Below are 21,458 nucleotides of genomic sequence, written 5' to 3'. Positions count from 1 at the left end.
TCATCGGCGTCGGAGACGCCTCCCACAGATCGACTTGAGTGCTAGCAAGCCGCTGCGCGCATTGGGGTTTGCGGCAAATCGCCGATCGCTTACAAAAGTGACTTCGATGGCCACTTTTGACATTCGCCGCCCAGTCGTCGCGATCGTCCCCATGCAGCATGTCTCGACGCACCTCGCTCGCTTTGTCGCCGCCATTTGCTGGCTGATGCTCTGCTGCGCGCTCCCCGCGGCGGCCGAAGAATCGAAAACGGTCGATCCGTTCCTGCAAGCAGCGCAGTGGGCCGAAGAAGTTCCCGCCAACGAAGAATTCAGCGACGACTCAAACGCCGACCCTGCGCTCGAATGCACCGACGCCGTCGACTGCGGCGACGAAATCGGCCTAGCAGCGCTCATCGAACCCAATCGCCTCCAATGCCGTCGCTGGGCGGTGCTCGTCGATTTCCCCATCCTGCTGCCATATCTCGACTCGCGCGTCGTGACGACGCCCAAAGAGAACCCGGTGTTCGGACCGCGACTCTCGCTTGCTTGGCAAAACGCCAACGGACTCGGCGTTCAAGCGCGCGGCTGGGGTTTCGACAACGCCGTCGACGTCGAAGGCTCGCCGCTCATGACGCAGAACTTCTCGTACTACTATTACCCCACCAACCTCACAGAGAACAAACTCATTTTTCGCGGCGGAAAGTTTGATCTCGACTTCTACAAGCACATGGAATTCGAGGGAGGGTACTTGCGAGTCGGAGCTAGTCTGACGGCCGCTCAACTCACCGTCCGCAACGAGTACGCCTACCAGTACACAACATACAGTTACAATTACAACTATATTATCGACGACTACACGGGCTACTCTTACTACAACCCCACCTACACTCAGAACGTGGTCACCGTAGAAGATGCGGACAAGATTCGCACGCGCGGCGGGGGTTTGGGACTATTGCTGGAAGGATCGCACCGCATCAACAATTCTCCGACTCACCAGTGGTCGGTGTTTGGATCTGGTCGCTTCGCCTATCTCGTCGGCGAACAGCAAGCCGATGCCTCCTACTGGCGCACAGGGCGCGACGCCAGCTTCACCGTCGGCGAAGCGGCAGTCGGCCTTGAGTACCGCCGCAAGCTCCCCCGCGCCGACCTGTTCGTACGGTGCGCGTTCGAAATCCAAACGTGGGACGTCCCGCAAATCCAACGAGTGAGCCTCGCCGGCGTCACGCCGAGCGTCGGCATCAGCTGGTAGCCGCCGCCGCGGCGAACCAGCGAAAGTTCGCTTCGTCGAGCGCCACCCCCTCGCGCACCAGCTCAAACACGAGCGGCGTCGCCGGCCAGCCGATGCAAGTCAGAATCGCATCAAGCGACTCAGCGGGGCAGTCGCCATGCAGCTCAACGCGGTGCAAGCGATCGCCGAAGTCGAACAGATGCCCGTTGAGCTGCCAGCGCTGCCCGTTCACTTCCCCCGAAATGACGAAGAACCCATCGGGCTCGATATCAACCCGCGGCAACTTCGCGAGGGCAGCGTACGCTTCTTCAAACGTCATTGGCAGAAAGGCGTCGAACGCACTCGCGCGCAACGACTGCACGTCGACTCCACGCAACGCAAACCGCTCGCCTGCGACGGCGTGTAATGGCAGAGCGAAGATATTCGCGTGGAAACGGTAAGGCATGTTTATCTGAGGTTGCGCCGGGGGCGGGGACGCCCCGGCTCGCTAGGTGTTCTATCTCTTCAAGCGAGCCGGGTCGTCCCGACCCCGCCGCGCGTCAACTTACTTCACAACCGTCGCCCGCTGCTTAGCAATGTAACGATAAACATTATTCAAATACGCCTCATCCTTCACCGCAAGATTCGATCCCTCCTCCGCCCACCAAGTCGCCTTTGCGGGCAACGGCCACTCCGTTGAAAGCGCCTCGCCTAGCCACCGCTTCAATAACCGTCGCACCTTCTCGCCGTGAATCGCGGGAACTATATCGCACAAGATGTGAACATGGTCACCCGCCGCAGCCGCGATGCGATAGGTCCAACCGCCGCGTTCACAAACGGCCGGTAAAGCAGCCTCGATAAACTCTCGCTGCACACCAGTAAAAACGACCGGCGGAAAGTTGAGAATCTTGCGAATCGCTTGTTCGCGCTGAGCATTGGCGGGAACAAACGCTTCCCCCCGTTTGTTGTGCTCGCGTTCGACTGTTGGCCGTACGCTGCCGTGGAGGCGAGTTCCGTAGGTGCCCCAAGTGATGTGCCACGGCGTACGCGAAGGATCGAGGGCCTGTCGAGGGAGTGACATGGCGATCGCCTTCGGAGACGCACGCCGGGGTCGAGACGACCCGGCTCGCTAGTAAAGGATCGACTCCCTCCAGTGAGCCGGGGCGTCCTCGCCCCCGGTCTTTCCGAACTACCCTATGGCAACTTGTGCCCCATCTTCTCCCGCTTCGTCGCCATGTACGCCGCGTTGTGTTCGTGAATCGGCCCCACGATCGGCACCTGATCGATCACCTCCAAATCGAACCCACCGTAAATAAACGCGTCGGTCTTCTTCGGGTTGTTCGTCAGCAGCCGCACCTTCCGCAGCCCGAGGTCCTTCAGCAGCTGAATCCCCACACCGTAATCGCGCGGGTCGGCCATGTAGCCGAGGGCGATGTTCGCCTCGACCGTGTCCATTCCTTGGTCTTGCAGCGCGTAGGCTTTGATCTTTTCCACCAGCCCGATGCCGCGGCCTTCTTGCGGCAGGTAGACGAGCACGCCGGCGCCTTCGCGTCCGATCATGTCGAGCGCCATGTGGAGTTGATCGCCGCAGTCGCAGCGGAGCGACTCCAGCAAGTCGCCCGTGAAGCATGACGAATGCAGCCGCACGAGCGGCGCCGCGACCGACGACGGGTCGCCGATCACGTAGACCACCGGTTCCTGTGACTCATACTTCACGCCGTAGGAGATAATCTTGCCGTTGCCGTACTTCGTCGGCAGCTTCGCCTCGGCCGTGCGGTAGACCAGCTTCTCGCTCAGTCGGCGGTGGGCGATCAACTGCTCGATTGAAATCACCGGCAGGTCGAACTTCTTCGCCAGCTCTTGCAACTTCGGCCGCGTGGCCCGGTCGCCGTCGTCGTCGAGAATCTCGCACAGCACGCCCGCGGGGGTAAGGCCCGCCATGCGGGTCAGGTCGACGGCCGCTTCAGTGTGCCCCGCGCGACGTAGCACGCCCCCCTCTTTCGCGACGAGCGGAAACAAGTGTCCTGGCCGAATGAAGTCGGCCGGCACGCTCGTCGGATCGCACAACGCACGAATTGTCGTCGACCGCTCGCCGGCGGTAATCCCCGTCTTGCTCGTGCGGTGATCCACCGGCACCGTGTAGTTCGTCCCGAGGGGGCTGTTGTTCGACTCGACCATGGCGCCAAGTTCCAGCCGCTCGCTTACGTCGGGCAAAATCGGCATGCAGAGCTGCCCGCGGCCGTAGGTAATCATGAAGTTGACGATTTCGGGCGTCACCTTCTCGGCGGCGCAAACGAAGTCGCCCTCGTTTTCGCGGTCTTCATCGTCGGCAACGATAATGACGCGTCCCTGGCGGATCGCTTCGACGGCGGACTCAATGCTGGAAAATTGATGACTCAAGGTGGGGGCCTGGGGCTGGAAGGCGAGCGTTTGTCGGCAGGCGAGCGGGCAGGGCTGTCGGCCCTCAGCTATCAGCCTTCTGCCATTGCCGCTTTTCTGCGGTTCAGGGGATATTATAGAGGCTACAGAACTCGACCTCCATTCGACAGGAGCCTTGGGCGTGACGGGACGACGAATACTGGGCCTCGCACTCGCGGCCGCCAGCCTGCTGGCCGCTGGACAGCAGGCGTTTTCCGGCGAATTCAAAGCGAAGTACGGCGAAATCTACGCCGAGCGCGAATCGGGCCCGTTGAAGGCCGACCTGTACATTCCCGAAGGCGAAGGGCCATTCCCGGGCGTGCTGGTGGTCCACGGCGGGGCGTGGCGGATGGGCGCCCGCGGCGATATTTCTGGCGCCGCCCAAATGCTCGCTCAGCATGGCTTCACCGCGATCGCGATCAGCTACCGCCTGGCGCCCGCTCACAAATTCCCCGCGCAGATTCTCGATTGCAAAGAAGCGATCCGTTGGATGCGTACCAACGCCAAGCAACTGAAAATTGATCCCGACCACATCGGCGGCTTCGGCTACTCGGCCGGTGCCCACCTCGTGTCGCTCCTCGGGACGACCGACGACAAAGACGGCCTTGAAGGGGTCACCGATCCCAAGAGCGTTCCCAGCACGCGCATCCAATGCGTCGCCTGCGGCGGAGCACCTTGCGACTTGCGTCCGCTGCCGGCCGACGTCGAAGGCCTCGCGTTTTTCCTCGGCGGCTCGCGGGCCCAGTGCCCCGAGCAGTACCGCCTCGCCTCGCCCGCGGCGTTCGTCACCCCCGACGACCCGCCAATGTTTTTCTATCACGGCGAGGATGACCAGCTCGTGCCGATCGCCAGCCCCGAGAATATGCAAGTCGCGCTGAAGGCCGCCGGCATCGCGAGCGATCTCTACGTCGTTCCCTACCTCGGCCACACCGCCGCCGCCGTCGACCGCAAAGCGATCGAACGCTCGATCGCGTTCCTAGAAGAACACCTCAAACCCAAAACAAAGTAACCCTCACCTCCAAGCAGCGAGCCGGGGGGTTCATCCCCCCGGTCCCCCATTGACCAGACACCCAAACGCGAACACGCCGGGGGCGAGACGCCCCGGCTCGCTTAACGACGCGTCGCACGACGACGTCTCGCCGCTGCCGCGCGAAGAATACGTCGAACAAGCCCACCTCTTCGAAGTCCTCGCCGCCCGCATGCGCGAGAACATGCCCGCGCAAGAGATTCTCGAAAGCGTCCGCGAAGAGATCCTCGCCACGACCAAACTGCCGATGGCGGTCGACTTCATGCTCGCCGAACTTCGCCACCTCGGCGCGTTCGCCACGGCGATGGAACGGCTGCCGCATTACTTCACGCCGTTTCAGTCGTTCGTCATGGCTGAGGCGGAGAACGATCGGCAGCGGTTCGACATCCGCGTCGCGCTCGAAATCTTGCGCCGCGAAGCCGCGTACCGCGCCGAGGGCGCCTCGCGTCAGGGACTGTTCCTCTATCAGCTCGAAGTCCTCTGCCGCAACCGCATGGGCTACGACAGCGGCCTCGATGCGATCGCCAAGGATCCCGCATTCGACGAAAACTGGCGGAATTGGATCTTCACCGTCCGCCGCCAGATCGGCATCGTCGACACGGCCGACCTGCTGTTCGTGCGGAGCGAGTTCTATCACGAACGCAAAGCCGCCGAGCAAGGCAACCCGTCGCTCGCCGCGGAGCTAATCGCCGAGGCCACTGCCGCAGGCTTCCCGCCCCTCTTCGGCCGACAGGAAGGCCGCATCGCCTGGGCGAACCGCAAGAAAGACCCGCTGCTGCTCTTCGGCGCACTCCATCGTCAACTCGGCTACCCCGAAGCGCCGCGGCCCGAAGCCGAGAACCCCGAAGAGCGTTTGCTGCCTGTCCTCGCCCGACGGGTCGAGCAACTCGAATCGCGTTTAAAACTCGTCGAAGAAGAACAACGCGGCGGCATCGACCTCAACCGCTTCTACAAACCGACCGACTTCGACGCCCCCAACCGCAACGAGTAGCCGTCATCCCCATAGCGAGCCGCGGGGTTCATCCCCGCGGTCTTGGCGGCGCTCATCATCCTGACATTCCCGTAAGCAACCGCCCATCGCGCTCCCACCGAACGCCAAGCGTCGCCAACGCAACGTAAAACCGACGCGCGATCTCACAAAAATTAGCCCTCATTTTCCAGTTCAATCGGCGCCGGCGCGGTGTTAGATTAACAGCAGATAGACGACGGCAGGTTTCTCGAGACGGCTCTCGCCTCGCGAACCACAGCAGGTGTGCGGCGCCCGCTGCGGAGGTTATTCCGACCGACGGCACTCGGCTAGGCAGTGAGTTATCTCAGCCTCAGCACCGATCTCATCACGCAGGCCTATCCAGACGAATCGCTCCCCGTGTCGACCGACGCGACGGTGGGCGAGGTCCTGGAACTCATGCGGGCCCAACGGGGAAGCTGCGTCCTCATCTGCGGCGACGACGCCGACGGCTGCCAGCTCGAAGGAATTTTCACCGAACGCGACGCCCTCCGCTGGATGGCCGCCGGCGGCGAAACCGGCGTCAACATCCGCCTCGCAATGACGCGCACTCCCGCGACGCTTCCCGCAACCGCAAGCGTTGAAGCCGGCATTCAACTGATGGCCCAGCGCGGCTTCCGCCACTTGCCGATCGTCGACGAGCAAGGCACGCCACAAGGCGTCGTCGCCGTCGGCGGCATCGTGCAGTACCTCGTCGAACACTTCCCCCAAACGATCTACACGCTCCCCCCCGAACCAGGGAAGCATTACGAGCAACGCGAAGGAGCGTAGGTCAGACGTACCAGTCCGACGGTAGCACGAGCCAATCACCTCATCCTGTGATCTTGTCCAGTCTTCAAACGAACGCACCATGGACACCCTCGCCCCTCACAAACCCATCGCCCCGCTCGATGACGCCACCGTCCGCTTCTGCGGCGACTCGGGCGACGGCATGCAGCTCGCCGGAACGCAGTTCACCAACACCTCGGCGCTGGCCGGCAACGACGTCGCCACGTTCCCCGACTTCCCCGCCGAGATCCGCGCTCCCCGCGGCACGAAGGCCGGCGTCTCTGGCTTCCAAGTCCACTTCTCCAGCAACGACATCTACACTCCCGGCGACACGGTCGACGCCCTCGTGGCGATGAACCCGGCGGCGCTCGTCACGAATCTCGAAGACCTCCGCGACGGCGGCGTGCTGATCATCAACAAAGATTCGTTCGATAAGAAAGGGCTCGAACAAGCCGGCTACAAATCGAACCCGCTCGAAGACGGCAGCCTCAGCCACTACAGCATGCACCCGGTCGAGATGACCAAGCTCAACCGTCTCGCCGTTGAAGGCTTCGGCCTCACCCAGAAGGAAGCCGACCTCTGTCGCAACTTCTTCGCGATGGGGCTCGTCTTCTGGCTCTACGATCGCTCGCTCGAACCGACGCTTCGCTTCATCGCGCAAAAGTTCGGCAAGCGGCCCGAAGTCGCCGAAGCGAACACCGCCAGTCTCCGCGCCGGCTACCACTACGGCGAGACGGTCGAAGCGATCAATACGCAGTACCACGTCGCCGCCGCGAAGCTGCCGCCCGGCAAGTACCGCAACATCATGGGGAACACGGCCCTCGCCTACGGCCTGCTCGCCGCGGCGAAGCTGTCGGGCAAACGGCTCTTCCTCGGCGCTTATCCGATCACCCCGGCGAGCGACATCCTCCACGAGCTCGCCAATCACAAGAACTTCGACGTCCTCACGTTCCAGGCTGAGGATGAGATCGCGGCGATCACCAGCGCCATCGGCGCCTCGTTCGCCGGCGAAATGGCCGTCACTGCTTCGAGCGGCCCTGGCATCGCTCTGAAGGCCGAAGGGATGGGCCTCGCCGTGATGACCGAGTTGCCCCTCTTAATCATCAGCGTCCAGCGCGGCGGCCCATCGACGGGCCTCCCAACAAAAACCGAGCAAGCCGACCTCATGCAGGCCCTCTATGGCCGCAACGGCGAGTGCCCCCTCCCCGTGATTGCCGCCAGCGGCCCGGCCGATTGCTTCCACGCTGCCCAAGAAGCGTGGCGGATCGCCGCGCGATTCATGACGCCTGTCATCTTGCTCACCGACGGCTACATCGCGAACGGCTCGGAGCCGTGGCGGATCCCGCAGCTCAGCGAACTCCGGCCGACCGAGATCACTCACCCGGCACCGACCGACAACGGCGACGCGTTCCTTCCCTACCTGCGCAACGAACGCCTCGCCCGCCCCTGGGCCGTCCCCGGCACGCCCGGCCTCATGCACCGCATCGGCGGGCTCGAGAAGCAAGACGTCACCGGCAACGTGAGCTACGACCCGCTCAACCACCAGCACATGGTCGACACCCGCGCCCGGAAAGTCGCGCTCGTCGCCGACGACATCCCGATGCAAACCGTCGACGGCCCCGCCAGCGGCGACCTGCTCGTCGTCAGCTGGGGCGGCACCTACGGCGCCTGCGCCACGGCGGTTCACAAAGTGCAACACCACGGCGGCAGCGTCGCCCACTGCCACCTCCGCTACCTCAACCCGCTCCCCAAAAACCTCGGCGAGATCCTGGGCAACTACAAACAAATCCTCGTCCCAGAACTCAACCTCGGCCAACTCCGCATGCTGCTACGGGCCACGTACCTCGTTGACGCGATCGGGCACAACAAAGTGCAAGGCAAACCCTTCAGTGTCGGCGAGTTGGTGGAGAAGATCGAACACTTACTGAGCACTTAAATCATTCAATCACGCAGAAGAAAAATCTCACGCAAAGGCGCGAAGACGCAAAGAAGAAATCCCCCGCATTTCCTTTGCGCCTTTGCGTGAGACATCTTCTTATGAAGCACCAATAAGATGAGCATCGAAACACCCCTCCCAGTCCTCAAACCCACCGACTTCGCCAGCGACCAAGACGTCCGCTGGTGTCCCGGTTGCGGCGACTATTCGATTCTCGCCCAGATGAAGAAGGTGCTGCCGACGCTCGGCGTGCCGCGCGAGAAAACCGTCTTCATCAGCGGCATCGGCTGCAGCAGCCGCTTTCCGTACTACATGAACACCTACGGCGTTCACTCGATCCATGGCCGCGCGCCGGCAGTGGCGACCGGCCTGAAATGCGTCCGCCCCGACCTGCAGGTGTGGGTCATCACCGGCGACGGCGACGGTCTCTCGATCGGCGGCAACCATCTCATGCACGCCATCCGCCGCAACCTCGACATCAACATCGTCCTGTTCAACAACCGCATCTACGGCCTCACCAAGGGGCAGTATTCCCCCACGTCGCCGCTAGGCCAGAAGACCAAAAGCACGCCGATGGGGGCGATCGACAATCCACTCCACCCGCTCTCAATCGCCATCGGCTGCGAAGCGACCTTCGTCGCCCGCTCGATCGACACGAACATCAACCACCTCGGCGAAACGCTTAAACGGGCCGCCGAACATCCCGGCGCCTCATTCGTCGAGGTCTACCAAAACTGCAACGTCTTCAACGACGGCGCCTGGGACTACGCGAAGGACCGCGACACGAAGCTCGACACGACGCTCGAACTGCAACATGGCAAGCCGCTGCTGTTCGGCAAACTCCGCGAGAAGGGGATCCGCCTCAACGGCATGAACCCCGAGGTGGTCGAACTCGGCAAAGGAATCACCGAAGACGATCTGCTGTTCCACGACGAGCGCAGCCCCGAGCCAAGCCTCGCGTACCTCCTCAGTCGGATGCGGTACGAAGACGGCTTCCCGGAACCCATCGGCGTCTTCCGCTGCGTCGACGCGCCGCGGTACGACGCCCTCATCAACGGCCAGATTGAAGAAGCGACGCAGAAACGAGGACAGGGAGACTTGGAAGCGCTGTTCAACTCGGGCGACACTTGGACGGTGGAGTAGTTACGAGCCGCGAGTAGCGAGTTGCGAGTTAAATGCAGGGAAGCCTGCAACTTGCATCATGCTGCGCGCGGTTCGCGAACTGCGCTTCCCGTCGCGCAACTCCTCGCTCGCAACTCGAAACTCGAACCCCGCAACTCCCCATGCTCATCTGCCCCGCCTGCGGCTGTGAAAACCTCGAAGGCGCCGACGCCTGCGAGCAGTGCCAAGCTCCCCTCACGGAGCTGTCGCTCCCCCAAGCGACGACGCCAGTCGAGCGGGCATTGCTCCACGACCGCATCGAGATCCTCAAACCCCGCCCGCCCGTCTGCTTCCCGCCCGAATCGCCGATTGGCGAAGTCCTCCGCCGCATGATCGCCGAGCGCGTCGGCTGCGCCGCGATCGTCGACGACCAGCAACGCCTCCTCGGCATCTTCACCGAACGCGACGCACTGCTGCGGCTTAACGTGGACGTCGACCGCCTCCGCCACAAGCCAGTCTCTTCGGTGATGACCAGCAACCCGACGACGCTCCGCGCCCGCGACAAAATCGCGTTCGCCCTCCATCGCATGAACGTCGGCGGCTTCCGCCACGTGCCAATCATCGACGACAACTCCCGCCTCGTCGGCGTGATCTCCATCCGCGGCATCCTGGCGTATCTCACCGAACAATCTCCGGTCGGCTAGCAAACTGGCCAGGTTCGGCGCGCCAAATTCACCCCGCCATTGCGCACCGTGCTCCGCTATGATTCGCCGCCCGCGCCTCTACAATTCCTTACGGCAATCCCACCCGCCGTGAAGGAGCAACACCGTGGCGCCGGCAGCGAACGACAATCTCACCCACCGCCTTGCAAAACTCCTGGCCGAAACGCCCGCCGTCGCCGCGGGGTCGCCCGCCAGCGACGTCGAACGCGCCCTCCTCATCGCGCGCAAGCTGCAGGGAACCGCCCGCGAGATGCAAACCTCGGCCGAGCGGCGTCAACAGGCCGAACTCGACCGCATGATTCAATCGCCCGCCGACAAGGCGACGATGGTCGAGATCACCGACCAGGCGTTCCGCGCCCAGCTCTCGCCCCGCGCCGCCGACCAGCTGATTCACATCCTCGACGTCCAGGGCGTGCCGCGATTCTTCGGCCCGCTCGACCGCACGCTGCTGAAAGGCTTCCAATCGTTCGGCGCCTACCTCCCCGGCGTCGCGATGCCGCTCGTGAAGGAAAAGATGCAGCAAGAGACGGCCAACGTCGTGCTGCCGGCCGAGGAAGACCTGCTGCGGCAACATCTCGAAGACCGCCGCCACGAAGGGCTGCGGATGAACGTTAACTACCTCGGCGAATCGCTGCTGGGGGAGGAAGACGCCCAGGCTCGCCTCAAGTCGTACCTCCAGGCGCTGCAGGAGCCGTTCATCGAAGTGATGTCGGTGAAGATCTCGACAATCTATTCGCAAATCTCCGGCCTCGCCCGCGAGCATACGATCGAGGTGCTGTGCGATCGGCTCGAACTCCTCTACCGCGCCGCCGCGAAGAACAAGTTCCGCCGTCACGACGGCCAACTCGTGTCGAAGTTCGTCTACCTCGACATGGAAGAGTACCGCGATAAGGAGATCACCTCCAAAGTCTTCATGCGAACGCTCGATCGGCCTGGATTCGAACAGCTCCACGCCGGCATCGCGCTGCAGGCGTACATTCCCGATTCGTTCGCCACGCAGCGCCGCATCACCGAGTGGGCCCGCCGCCGAGTAGAGCAGGGGGGCGCCCCCGCGACGATCCGCGTCGTGAAAGGCGCCAACATGGAAATGGAACGCGTCGAAGCGAGCCTCCGCGGCTGGCCGCTCGCGACGTTTAGCGACAAGCTTCACACCGACGCCAACTACCACCGCATGCTGCAGTATGGCATGCAGCCGGAGAACCTCGCCGCGGTCCGGCTCGGCGTCGCTTCGCACAATCTCTTCTCGATCGCTTACGGCCTGGTGCTTGCCGCGCAGTCGGGGCAACTCGATCACGTCCAGTTCGAGATGCTCGAAGGGATGGCGAACCACCAACGCCGCGCGCTGTTCGAACTCGCCGAGAACCTGCTCCTCTACGCCCCCGCCTGCCGGCAAGAAGATTTCATCAACGCGATCGGCTACCTCGTCCGCCGCCTCGACGAAAACACCGGCCCCGACAACTTCTTGCGCTATGCCTTCAACCTCGAAGTCGGCGGAGCCACTTGGAACCGCCTGGAGCAAAACTTCGTCGCCAGCTTCGATGCGATGCAGACGCTCACTGACGAACCGCGCCGAGTTCAAGATCGAACCCAAGAATCAACAACCAACGACTCGCGAGCCGCGGGGTTCATCCCCGCGGTCCCCCCGCCCCCCGCTCCACTCATCTCCCCCACGCACCCCGCCACCGACTTCACCAACGCCCCCGACACCGACTGGTCGCTACCCGCCAACAGCGACTGGGGCGCCGACATCCTCGCCCGCTGGCAACCCCGCCACGGCGACAACGCCACGCAAGTCCCGCTGGTGATCGCTGGCGAACAACTCTTCGACGACCGTGAAGTCCGCCCCTCAACCGACCCGTCACGTCCCAAGACAGTCGTTGCGAAGTACCGCCAAGCAACCGCGAACGACGCCGCCCACGCCGTGCAGTGCGCCGCCGCCGACCCCGACGGCTGGCGCCGCCTGCCGCCGCGCGAGCGCACCGCCACGCTCCACCGCGTTGCCGACGAACTCGCCCGCCGCCGCGGCGATCTCATGGGCGCCATGCTCGCCGAAGGGGGCAAGCTCCTCACCGAGAGTGATCCCGAAATCTCCGAAGCAATCGACTTCTGCTGCTTCTACGCCGAGACCGCGCAAGACTTCTACGAGCTGCCGGGACTCGCCGCGCGCGGCAGAGGGGTGGTTATAGTCGTCTCGCCGTGGAACTTCCCGCTCGCCATCCCGTGCGGCGGCGTCGCGGCCGCCCTCGCGGCGGGGAACACGGTCATCCTCAAGCCCGCCTCCGACACGGTCCTCATCGCCCACGCCCTCTGCGAATGCTTCTGGGCCGCCGGCGTGCCGCGCACCGCGCTGCAGTTCGTCCCCTGCAGCGGCGCCACCGTCGGCCAACAACTCATCAGCCATCACGCCGTCGATGCCGTGATCCTCACCGGCGGTACCGAGACGGCGCTCGACATGCTGCACCGCAAGCCGTCGATCAACCTGCTGGCCGAAACCGGCGGCAAGAACGCCACAATCGTCACCGCGCTCTCCGATCGCGACCTCGCGATCAAGAACGTCCTCCACTCAGCGTTCAGCCACAGCGGACAAAAGTGCTCGGCAACGTCGCTGTTGATTCTCGAAGAGGAAGTGTACGAAGACGCCAAGTTCCGCGCGACGCTGTGCGACGCCGTCGAAAGCCTCCGCGTCGGCTCCGCCTGGGAACTCCATTCAAAAATGGGCCCCCTCATCCGCCCGCCGAGCGGCGACCTCGAACGCGCATTGAAGGAACTCGAAGGGGGCGAATCGTGGGCCGTGATGCCGCGGCTGCACGTCGATGGCAACGCCTCGCTGGTGAGCCCAGGCGTGAAGTGGGGCGTTCAGCCTGGCAGCATCACTCACCTCACGGAATTCTTCGGCCCGCTCCTCGGCGTGATGAGCGCGAAGAACCTGCACGCGGCGATCGACCTCGTGAACGCCACTGGCTACGGCCTCACCTCGGGTCTTGAAAGCCTCGACGATCGCGAGCATCGCATTTGGCAGGAAGGGATCCGCGCGGGCAACCTCTATATCAATCGCCCGACGACCGGCGCCATCGTCCTGCGGCAACCATTCGGCGGCCTGGGCAAAAGCGCCTTCGGCCCCGGCATCAAAGCCGGCGGCCCGAACTACGTCGCCCCGCTCATGGCGTTTGAAGATAAGGAGTCACCGGCAAACCAACAGCGAGCCGGGGGGTTCATCCCCCCGGTCCCCGCGGCCCAATCCTCACGCGCCGAAGAGCTCGACATCGTCTTCCCCCCCGACTCCCTCATCCTCCCCCACGAATCGGTCGCGGAACGCCAAACGCACCTCCACTCGCTCCGCCACACGCTCGCCGCGCTCGGCCAGTCGGCTCGCCTCCTCCTCACCGCCGCCGATCTGGCCCGCCTCGACCACGCGATCGACAGCTACCTCGCCTGGACGCTCGACGAGTTCGAACCGGCCCACGATCATTTCCTGCTCGTCGGTGAAGATAACCTGCGGCGCTATCGCGCCGTGGCGAACGTACGGTTGCGCGTCGCCGACGGCGATGCGCCATGGGACGTCTTCGCACGCGCCGCGGCCGCCCGCGCCGCCGGTTGCCGCGTCGTCGTCAGCTCGTCGCCGGCGCTGCCCGAGTCGCTGCGACAAGCGGTCGCACTACTCGACGGGGCGACCGACAACTGGGCCGGCGCCATTGAGTTCATCACGGAGAGCGACGAGCAACTCGTCGCTGCGATCCAAGCCGGCGGGGTCGGGCGGCTCCGCTACGCCGACCGCTCGCGCGTCCCCGACGCCATCCGCATCGCCGCGACCGAGGCCTACGTTTACATCGCCGACGCCCCCGTCCTCGCCCACGGCCGCGTGGAATTGCTCTGGTACCAACAGGAACAAAGCCTGTCGCACGTCTACCACCGCTACGGCAACCTCGGCCGCCGGGCGGACGAACCGCGAGCAGAGGTCAGTTAGCACAGAAGCGCGATAGCCCCAGAGGGGCGGAATAATGTAGCCAGGGGCGCAAGCCCCTGGTCTGCGTCGATCTGAGGCAAGCGAGCCCCGGAGGGGCGACATAACTCCTGCGGTGCGGCAGGAACTCTTTCGCCCTTTCAGCGCCCTTTCAGGGCTTTAGAGCAATGCAAAGTTTACCAGGGGCTCACGCCCCTGGCTACATGATGCCGCCCCTATGGGGCTTCACGCCGCATCGCGATCTTCCGCCGCAGGCGAATCACCGCCGCCGCGCCGAGCGCCAGCACCCACGCGCTCGGCTCCGGCACGCCGGCCGCCGCTTGCCACAGCGCCAGGTCCGCCGCGTTCACGACGCGGTCGCGATTCGCATCGCCGAATGCAATGCTGTCGATCTCCAAACCGGTGGCGCCCATGTTCGCCATCAGAATCGCGCGGTCGGCCAAATTCACGACGCCGTCGCCGTTGAAGTCTTCAAACTTCGCGACGGTGTAACCGAGGTCGCGCATCGACTCGACCGTGAACCGCGACAAGAACGGCTCGCCATAATCGGGGTCGATGGCGCCCGTCATCAACTCCAGCCCGCGGTCGCGGCCATACTGGTCGACGACGCCGACGCGCGGGTCGAGCGAGAAGGGATCGCTCGGGTTCCCCTCTTGCGGACTGCTCCGCATCAGTTGATCCCAATGCGAGTTCGGCGTGCCGGGGTTGCCAGCGTTCTCGACCGGCACATAGGCGACCGCTTGGTTGAACTCTGCCTGATACGCCGCCAACCCGTAAGCGCCGGTGTAGTGGAATGTGTTGTTCGCGTAAACGTTGTTCGCCGTCCACAGCGTGCCGATGCCCAGGACATGCCCCACTTCGTGGGCCAGCAACTCGTCGATGTAGTTCCGCCCATTGGCGCCAACGCCTTGCCAATTGGCGAAGTTCTCAATCTCGTTCACGTTGACGTTCACAAACCCGCTCGTGGCGACCGCAAAAACCGGAGAATCGGCTGGAGATGCTAAGCTCGAAAAATTCGCCGCCGCGAGTCCGCTCGTCGTCGGATAGATCGTGATCGGCACGCTCGCGACATTGATCCCCGGCTGATAGCCAGTGATCACCATCTCCCACATCCGCTCGACGCGCACTAGCGCCGCGTTGAGGATGTTCATCTCATTCGCATCGAACTGCCCGCCATCGTTCGGGATGGTGAATTGCAAATCGAACGCTAGCACCCGCGCAGAGTGCGAGCTGAGCGCTACAATGGCCACGAGGGCGGCAAAGAGAAGTCGACGCATCGTCGGTGCGGCTCCTGAGGAGTTCGGTCGAGTCCTTCCATTATGTCCGCTCGGCCGCAGGTTAGCGACAGTTTTGCAGCCCGAAAACCACCGGCCAACTGCCGACAAAACCGTCACACCCGGCCGCGTTGCCAGTAAATCTGCGGGAGGGACTTGAGAAAACCTGTGGGAGGGGTCTCCGACCCCGAAGCGGCGTTGAGCTACCGAAAACCGCCTGGAGTAGTGACCGGCATCGGCGTCGGAGACGCCTCCCACAACCCGGCTTTAGCCTAAACAGCACTTTCCCAATCTCGCCCCCCGCCACTCCCCAAGAAAATTCCTTCCCCGCCATCGCCCGCCGCGGCTAAAATTCCCTCCCATGCCGAGCCAGTTAGCATCCTCCCCGCCAGTTCGCACGCAACTCCTCGAAGCGCTCCGCCGCTATTGGGGTTACGACTCATTCCTGCCGCTGCAAGAACAGGCGATGTCCGCCGGCATGGCGGGGCAAGATTCGGTCGTCGTCCTGCCTACCGGCGGCGGCAAAAGCTTGTGCTATCAGGCCCCCGCCGTCTGCCGCGACGGCCTCGCGCTCGTCATCTCGCCCCTCATCTCGCTGATGAAGGACCAGGTCGACGCCCTCCGCGCGTGCGGCGTCCCCGCAGCGGCGATCAACAGCACCCTCACTGCCGGCGAACGCCGCGAAGTCGCCGAGCAAATCCGCCGCGGCAAGTTAAAGCTCGTTTACGTCGCCCCCGAGCGCTTGCTAGCCGAGCGGACGCTTGAGTTCTTCAAGCAAACGCCCCTCTCGCTCATCGCCATCGACGAGGCCCACTGCATCAGCCAGTGGGGACACGACTTCCGCCCCGAGTACCGCGGCCTGCGAATCCTCAAGGAAGTCTTCCCGAAGGCGAGCGTCCACGCCTTCACGGCCACCGCCTCCGACGCCGTCCAGCGCGACATTGCCGACCAGCTCGGCCTCGCCGATCCGCAGATGCTGATCGGTTCGTTCGATCGGCCGAACCTCAACTTCCGCATCCGCCGTCCCGCGAACCGGTTCGCCGAGGTCTGCCAACTCGTCGAACAACGCAAGGGCGAGGCAGGCATCGTCTACTGCATCAGCCGTAAGGAAGTCGACAAAACGGCCGATGCCCTCCGCTCGCTCGGCTACCGGGCGTTGCCGTACCACGCCGGCCTGAGCGACGACCAGCGCCACCGCAATCAAGACGCCTTCCTCGACGAAGAGGCCGACGTCGTCGTTGCCACGGTCGCCTTCGGCATGGGCATCGACAAGTCGAACGTCCGCTACGTCATCCACGCCGGCATGCCGAAGTCGCTCGAGCACTACGTGCAAGAAAGCGGTCGCGCCGGTCGCGACGGCCTCGAAGCCGATTGCCTGCTCCTCTACAGCGGCCGCGACGCGATCGTCTGGCGGCAGCTCATCGAGAAGGGCGAGAATGGCGCCGACGCCGGGGCTCTCGAATCGCTCGCCGCGATGGAACGATTCTGCGGCGGCGTTACCTGCCGGCACAAGGCAATCGTCAACTACTTCGGCCAAGAGCTCGAAAACGACAACTGCGGCGCCTGCGACGTCTGCCTCGGCGAGCTCAACCTCGTCGAAGAGCCGGTCGTGCTCGCCCAGAAGATTCTCTCGTGCGTCTTGCGGCTCGACCAACGCTTTGGCGCGGACTACACCTCGAAGGTTCTCGCCGGCTCGAACGAAGCTCGCATCCGCGAACTCGGCCACGATCGCCTCAGCACCTACGGCCTGCTCAGCGAGCATCGCAACTCGGCGATCCGCGAATGGGTCGAGCAGCTTGTCGGCCAATCGTTCCTCCGCAAAGCGGGCGAGTACGGCACGCTCGAACTCACCGAAGCGGGCCGCGCGGTGCTCAAAGGGGAGGGGAGTCCGCAACTCACCAAGCCGGCGCCAGCCGCGAAGGAACGCCGTTCGCGCAGCGGTTCGTCGAGCGATAACTGGGAAGGGGTTGATCGCGGTCTGTTCGAAGAGCTCCGCAAGCTGCGCACGACGCTCGCTAACGAGCATGGCGTTCCGCCGTACGTGGTGTTCGGCGACGCCGCCCTCCGCGACATGGCCCGCCGCCGGCCGAGCACGCTCGACGCGTTTCTCGAAGTTCGCGGCGTCGGCGAACGCAAACGCGACGACTACGGCGACGCGTTTATCACCGCGATCGTCGACTACTGCTCCACAGGCGGCGTCCCCGTCGACGTTGCTGAAGTCGCGTCAACGCCGGTCGCCTCGCCGCGCACGCGCGCCGAAGGCCCGAACGCCTCGTCAATCGCCGCGTTCACCCACTTTCGCCGCGGCGCGTCGATCGAAGAAACGATGGAAGCAATGGGCCGCGCCCGCTCCACGGTTGCCGGCTACCTCAGCGAGTACCTGCGGCACGAGCAGGTGCAAGATCCCAGTCCCTGGGTCGAGGACGATCTGGTGAAACGGATCGAACTCGCGATCGCCGAAGTCGGCCTCGTCGGCCTCAAGCCGATCTTCGACCACCTCGGCGGCGAAGTTCCCTACGAACCGATCCGCATCGTCGCCACCTGCGTCGCAAATCGTGAAGGCTGAGCGCGTCACTCTAGCCCCGGGCTCCGCCCGGGGGTCGGTATCCACGCCGTCGCGTGCCCCCAGCGTCAAACGTCACAAGGCCCATGCCCGCTCGGCTCGATGTGCACGAGCGCATCGAGCACCGCCGCATCGCTCGCCAACAGCGCATCCTTCACTGCATGCGCAATGCGGTGCCCCTCGCGGACCGGCATCTCGCCGTCGACTTCCACATGAATATCGACAAGCCACCCCAGCCCGCTCTTCCGCGCGCGGCAATCGTCGATCCCCGTCACCCCCGGCACTGCCGTCGCGATCGAGCGAATCTTCTGTAGCGCCTCCGCCGACGGCGCCGCGTCGAGAATTTCATGCAGCGCTGAACGAAATAGTTGCACGCCGTTGAACGCAATGAGCCCGCACGCCGCCAGCGCCGCCCAATCGTCGGCCGCTTCATATCCTTTGCCGCCCCACAGCGCGATCGTGATGCCGACGAACGCCGCGAGCGAGGTAAGCGCGTCGCTCCGATGATGCCACGCGTCGCTTTGCATCGCGCTGCTGTCGATCTCCTTGCCGGTCTTCACCAGCCAGCGGAACAGCATCTCCTTCACCGCCATGACCAGCACGAGCACCAGCAGCGTGAACGGCTCCGGCCCCAAATGCGGCGCGCGGATTTCGTGAATGCTCTGCACCGCAAGCACCCCGGCGACGCACACGAGCCCCGCTGAGATGACGAGCCCCACGAGCGGCTCCGCCTTGCCATAGCCATACGGAAACCGTTGGCTCGGATCGGCCGCGGCGACCTTCAGCCCGCCCCACACGGCGATCGACGCGACGATGTCGACGAGCGATTCGATTCCGTCGGCGATCAACGCGTAGCTATGCCCCAAGACGCCAGCAGTGAATTTCACCGCCCCCAGCAGCCCGCTGATGACGATCGCCGTGAGGGCCGCCCGCATGCCGCGGACGGCGTTCGCCGCGGCATCTGCCCGGGCGGCATCGACACTGTTGGTTCGGGGGGGCGGGGCCATGGGTCGTGAGCTAGAATTCACCGTCAGACGGTGTAGATTTGAGTCGTTGAAACCGGGCCCTGAAGGATACGCCATCCCGCCCGCACCGACCATTGCGAACCACCCGCGGAAAGCCGCCGCCCGGCAAGATTCTGTCCCATCCAGCGAATTAGTCTCAACGATTCCCCAGTCCCCGCCACTTCACCCACCGCCGAAACGCCGCCGATGGAACCTGTCTTCATGATCCTGATCTTCGTCGCCTTCGCGGCGTTGATCATTGGCGGCGCCATCTACTCCTACAAACAGCAGAAGGCGCGGCGGCTCGCGCTCGAACAACTCGCTGCGAGTCGCGGCTGGCAATTCGATCCGTCGTACGACTACGCGCAAGACAAGCGGTTCCCTCAATTCTCGCTCTTCACCACCGGCGAGTCGCGCTACGCCTACAACACCACCCGCGGCAGCGTGACGATCGCCGACGCCCAGTGGCCGCTGCAATACGGCGACTACCACTACCAGACGACCACGACGAGCACCGACAGCGAAGGGAACACCAAAACCGAAACCCAGACGCATGTCTTCAGCTACGTGATCCTCGAAAGCCCCTACGCCGGCACCCCCGACCTCTTCATTCGCAAAGAAGGCTTCTTCGATCGCATCGCCAGCGCCATCGGCTTCCCCGACATCGACTTCGAGTCGGTCGAGTTCAGCCGCAAGTTCGTCGTGAAGAGCAGTGACAAGCGTTTTGCCTACGACGTCATCTCGCCGCAGATGATGGAATTCATGCTCGACACGACGCCGCCGACGGTCGACTTCCGCGACGCCAAGTGCTGCCTCTATCATGGCAGCGTGCTGAAGGCCGAGGACTTCGCCGCGACGATCCAGTGGTCGACCGAGTTCTTCGAACACTGGCCCCGCCACGTCATCGCCGATCTAGCCGCCCGCCAACAAGCGTCAACTTAGCCCCCGGTTCTTCAAACCGGGGGCCAAACGCCAGCCTTCGGCCCGCTTGCTCCACATACGCCGCCGATGCCACCCTTCACTTTTCTCATCATCACCATCGTCGCAGCGCTGTTCATCGCGAGCGTGATCTATTCGCGCAAACGTCAGCAAGAGCGGCAACTCGCGTTGCTCCGCCTCGCCGCGAAGCATGGCTGGACTTTCGATCCGTCGAACGACTCGACGCACGACGCCCGTTTCAGCCACTTCTCGGTCTTCACGAACGGTCATTCTCGCTACGCATACAACACTACCCGTGGCAGCGTCGTCATCGCCGGCGACGACTGGCCTCTCCAGTACGGCGACTTCCATTACCAAACAACCTCCTCCAACGGCAAAACGACGACGACTCAAACCCACCTCCTCAGCTACGTGATTCTCGACAGCCCTTACGCGACGGCCCCCGATCTCTTCATTCGCAAAGAGAGATTCTTCGATCGCATCGCAAGCGCCATCGGTTTCGAAGACATCGACTTCGAATCGGTCGAGTTCAGTCGCGATTTTCACGTGAAGAGCAGCGACAAGCGGTTCGCGTACGACGTCGTCTCGCCGCAGGTAATGGAGTTCATGCTCGCCACGACGCCGCCGACGGTCGACTTCCGCGGCAGCCAGTGCTGCCTCTATCATGGCGGTATCCTGGAAGTCGAAGACCTCGCCGCGACGATCCAATGGTCGACCGAGTTCTTCGAACACTGGCCCCGCCACGTGATCGCCGACCTAGCCACCCGCCGCCAAACAACCAATTAGCCCCCGGTTCTTCAAACCGGGGGCACGCACCGCATCCCACTTACCACCGCCATGGACCAATCCACCGACATGAGCCCCGCCTTCATCGCCCTGATCGCCGTCGGCGTGGTCGCGCTCCTTGCGCTCATCTGGCTCATCGCCACGTTCAACCGCCTCGTCAGCACTCGCCAGCACATGCGCGAAAGCTGGGCCGACATCGACGTCGAACTCAAACGCCGCTACGACCTCATCCCCAACCTCGTCGCCGCGGTGAAGGGCTACGCCGCCCACGAAAGCAGCGTCCTCGAGCAGGTCGTCCGCCTCCGCAATACGGCCGCCGCCAACCATGGCGCCGCCGCCGAGCAAGCGGTCGACGAAACGGCGCTCGCCATCGGCCTGAAGCAACTCTTCGCGGTCGTCGAGAACTACCCGCAGTTGAAGGCCGACACGCAGTTCCTCGCGCTGCAGCAAGAGCTCGCCATCACGGAAGACCGCCTCGCCGCCGCCCGCCGCTTCTTCAACGCCAACGTCCGCGAAATGAATCAGCTGTGCGATACGTTCCCCAGCAATTTCGTGGCGAGTATGTTTAACGTCGAACGAGGTAGCTACTTCGAGCTAGCAAACGACGCCGAACGCACCGCCCCCCGCGTCGCCATCGAGGCCTAGCCACGGGGGTCGCTAGCCATTCCAGTCGGCGAAGGCCCCGCGAACTGCTACCCCCGGGCAGAGTCCAGGGCTACAACAAGCGTTCTGCTCATCTAACACCGGTCCGATCTCTCTCCAGAGGC

At 63.9% G+C, this 21,458-nt stretch carries 17 protein-coding genes; 12 read left to right on the top strand and 5 right to left on the bottom strand.

Annotation, left to right across the window (positions count from 1 at the left end):
* Window positions 1-106: 106 nt before the first annotated feature.
* A complete protein-coding gene (locus tag PLANPX_RS00085) occupies window positions 107-1,228 on the top strand; it encodes a hypothetical protein (protein WP_152096757.1) in 1,122 nt (373 codons plus the stop codon).
* Here PLANPX_RS00085 and PLANPX_RS00080 read toward each other — a convergent pair.
* From PLANPX_RS00080 to ribB, 3 genes are all read right to left on the bottom strand, one after another.
* A complete protein-coding gene (locus tag PLANPX_RS00080) occupies window positions 1,218-1,652 on the bottom strand; it encodes a hypothetical protein (protein WP_152096756.1) in 435 nt (144 codons plus the stop codon). The genes PLANPX_RS00085 and PLANPX_RS00080 overlap by 11 nt on opposite strands.
* A gap of 99 nt (window positions 1,653-1,751) precedes the next feature.
* A complete protein-coding gene (locus tag PLANPX_RS00075) occupies window positions 1,752-2,267 on the bottom strand; it encodes a transposase (RefSeq protein ID WP_152096755.1) in 516 nt (171 codons plus the stop codon).
* A 113-nt stretch (window positions 2,268-2,380) separates the two neighbouring features.
* Window positions 2,381-3,586: a 3,4-dihydroxy-2-butanone-4-phosphate synthase gene (ribB, locus tag PLANPX_RS00070; protein ID WP_152096754.1), complete on the bottom strand. Its 1,206-nt coding sequence runs from the start codon at window positions 3,584-3,586 to the stop codon at window positions 2,381-2,383.
* A gap of 160 nt (window positions 3,587-3,746) precedes the next feature.
* Here ribB and PLANPX_RS00065 point away from each other — a divergent pair, with 160 nt between their 5' ends.
* From PLANPX_RS00065 to PLANPX_RS00035, 7 genes are all read left to right on the top strand, one after another.
* Window positions 3,747-4,613, top strand: a complete 867-nt coding sequence (locus PLANPX_RS00065) for an alpha/beta hydrolase (protein ID WP_172991752.1) — start codon at window positions 3,747-3,749, stop codon at window positions 4,611-4,613.
* Window positions 4,614-4,662: 49 nt separating this feature from the next.
* Window positions 4,663-5,622, top strand: coding sequence for a hypothetical protein (locus PLANPX_RS00060; RefSeq protein ID WP_232536260.1), 960 nt, complete (start codon window positions 4,663-4,665; stop codon window positions 5,620-5,622).
* Window positions 5,623-5,934: 312 nt separating this feature from the next.
* Window positions 5,935-6,408 (top strand): CBS domain-containing protein, encoded by a 474-nt coding sequence (locus PLANPX_RS00055; RefSeq protein ID WP_152096752.1) that lies wholly within the window; start codon window positions 5,935-5,937, stop codon window positions 6,406-6,408.
* A 79-nt stretch (window positions 6,409-6,487) separates the two neighbouring features.
* Entirely contained in the window at window positions 6,488-8,341 is a 1,854-nt protein-coding gene (locus PLANPX_RS00050) for a 2-oxoacid:acceptor oxidoreductase subunit alpha (protein ID WP_152096751.1), read from the top strand.
* A gap of 117 nt (window positions 8,342-8,458) precedes the next feature.
* A complete protein-coding gene (locus PLANPX_RS00045; RefSeq protein WP_152096750.1) occupies window positions 8,459-9,484 on the top strand; it encodes a 2-oxoacid:ferredoxin oxidoreductase subunit beta in 1,026 nt (341 codons plus the stop codon).
* A 140-nt stretch (window positions 9,485-9,624) separates the two neighbouring features.
* Window positions 9,625-10,146, top strand: coding sequence for a cyclic nucleotide-binding/CBS domain-containing protein (locus PLANPX_RS00040; RefSeq protein ID WP_172991751.1), 522 nt, complete (start codon window positions 9,625-9,627; stop codon window positions 10,144-10,146).
* 124 nt (window positions 10,147-10,270) lie between these two features.
* Window positions 10,271-14,128, top strand: coding sequence for a proline dehydrogenase family protein (locus tag PLANPX_RS00035; RefSeq protein WP_232536259.1), 3,858 nt, complete (start codon window positions 10,271-10,273; stop codon window positions 14,126-14,128).
* Window positions 14,129-14,340: 212 nt separating this feature from the next.
* Here PLANPX_RS00035 and PLANPX_RS27060 read toward each other — a convergent pair whose 3' ends face one another.
* Window positions 14,341-15,402, bottom strand: a complete 1,062-nt coding sequence (locus PLANPX_RS27060) for a dockerin type I domain-containing protein (RefSeq protein ID WP_172991750.1) — start codon at window positions 15,400-15,402, stop codon at window positions 14,341-14,343.
* A 358-nt stretch (window positions 15,403-15,760) separates the two neighbouring features.
* Here PLANPX_RS27060 and recQ point away from each other — a divergent pair, with 358 nt between their 5' ends.
* Entirely contained in the window at window positions 15,761-17,965 is a 2,205-nt protein-coding gene (gene recQ, locus PLANPX_RS00025) for a DNA helicase RecQ (protein WP_152096748.1), read from the top strand.
* A gap of 65 nt (window positions 17,966-18,030) precedes the next feature.
* Here the strand turns inward: recQ and PLANPX_RS00020 are convergent, their stop codons facing one another.
* A complete protein-coding gene (locus tag PLANPX_RS00020; protein WP_152096747.1) occupies window positions 18,031-18,969 on the bottom strand; it encodes a cation diffusion facilitator family transporter in 939 nt (312 codons plus the stop codon).
* A 204-nt stretch (window positions 18,970-19,173) separates the two neighbouring features.
* Here PLANPX_RS00020 and PLANPX_RS00015 point away from each other — a divergent pair, with 204 nt between their 5' ends.
* The 3 genes from PLANPX_RS00015 to PLANPX_RS00005 all read left to right on the top strand — a co-directional run bounded on the left by PLANPX_RS00015 (window position 19,174) and on the right by PLANPX_RS00005 (window position 21,336).
* Window positions 19,174-19,908: a DUF3137 domain-containing protein gene (locus PLANPX_RS00015; protein ID WP_152096746.1), complete on the top strand. Its 735-nt coding sequence runs from the start codon at window positions 19,174-19,176 to the stop codon at window positions 19,906-19,908.
* A 66-nt stretch (window positions 19,909-19,974) separates the two neighbouring features.
* The gene (locus tag PLANPX_RS00010; RefSeq protein WP_152096745.1) at window positions 19,975-20,691 is read left to right on the top strand and encodes a hypothetical protein; all 717 of its coding nucleotides are present in this window, start codon (window positions 19,975-19,977) and stop codon (window positions 20,689-20,691) included.
* Between the two features lie 51 nt (window positions 20,692-20,742).
* Complete coding sequence (locus PLANPX_RS00005; RefSeq protein ID WP_198421823.1) at window positions 20,743-21,336, top strand: LemA family protein; 594 nt, start codon at window positions 20,743-20,745, stop codon at window positions 21,334-21,336.
* The last annotated feature ends 122 nt before the right edge of the window (window positions 21,337-21,458 follow it).

Source organism: Lacipirellula parvula, from assembly GCF_009177095.1.
In the GTDB taxonomy this organism is placed as follows: Bacteria; Planctomycetota; Planctomycetia; order Pirellulales; family Lacipirellulaceae; genus Lacipirellula; species Lacipirellula parvula.
Note: the sequence above shows the minus strand (reverse complement) of the source record. Positions and strands in the feature narration are given on the sequence as shown.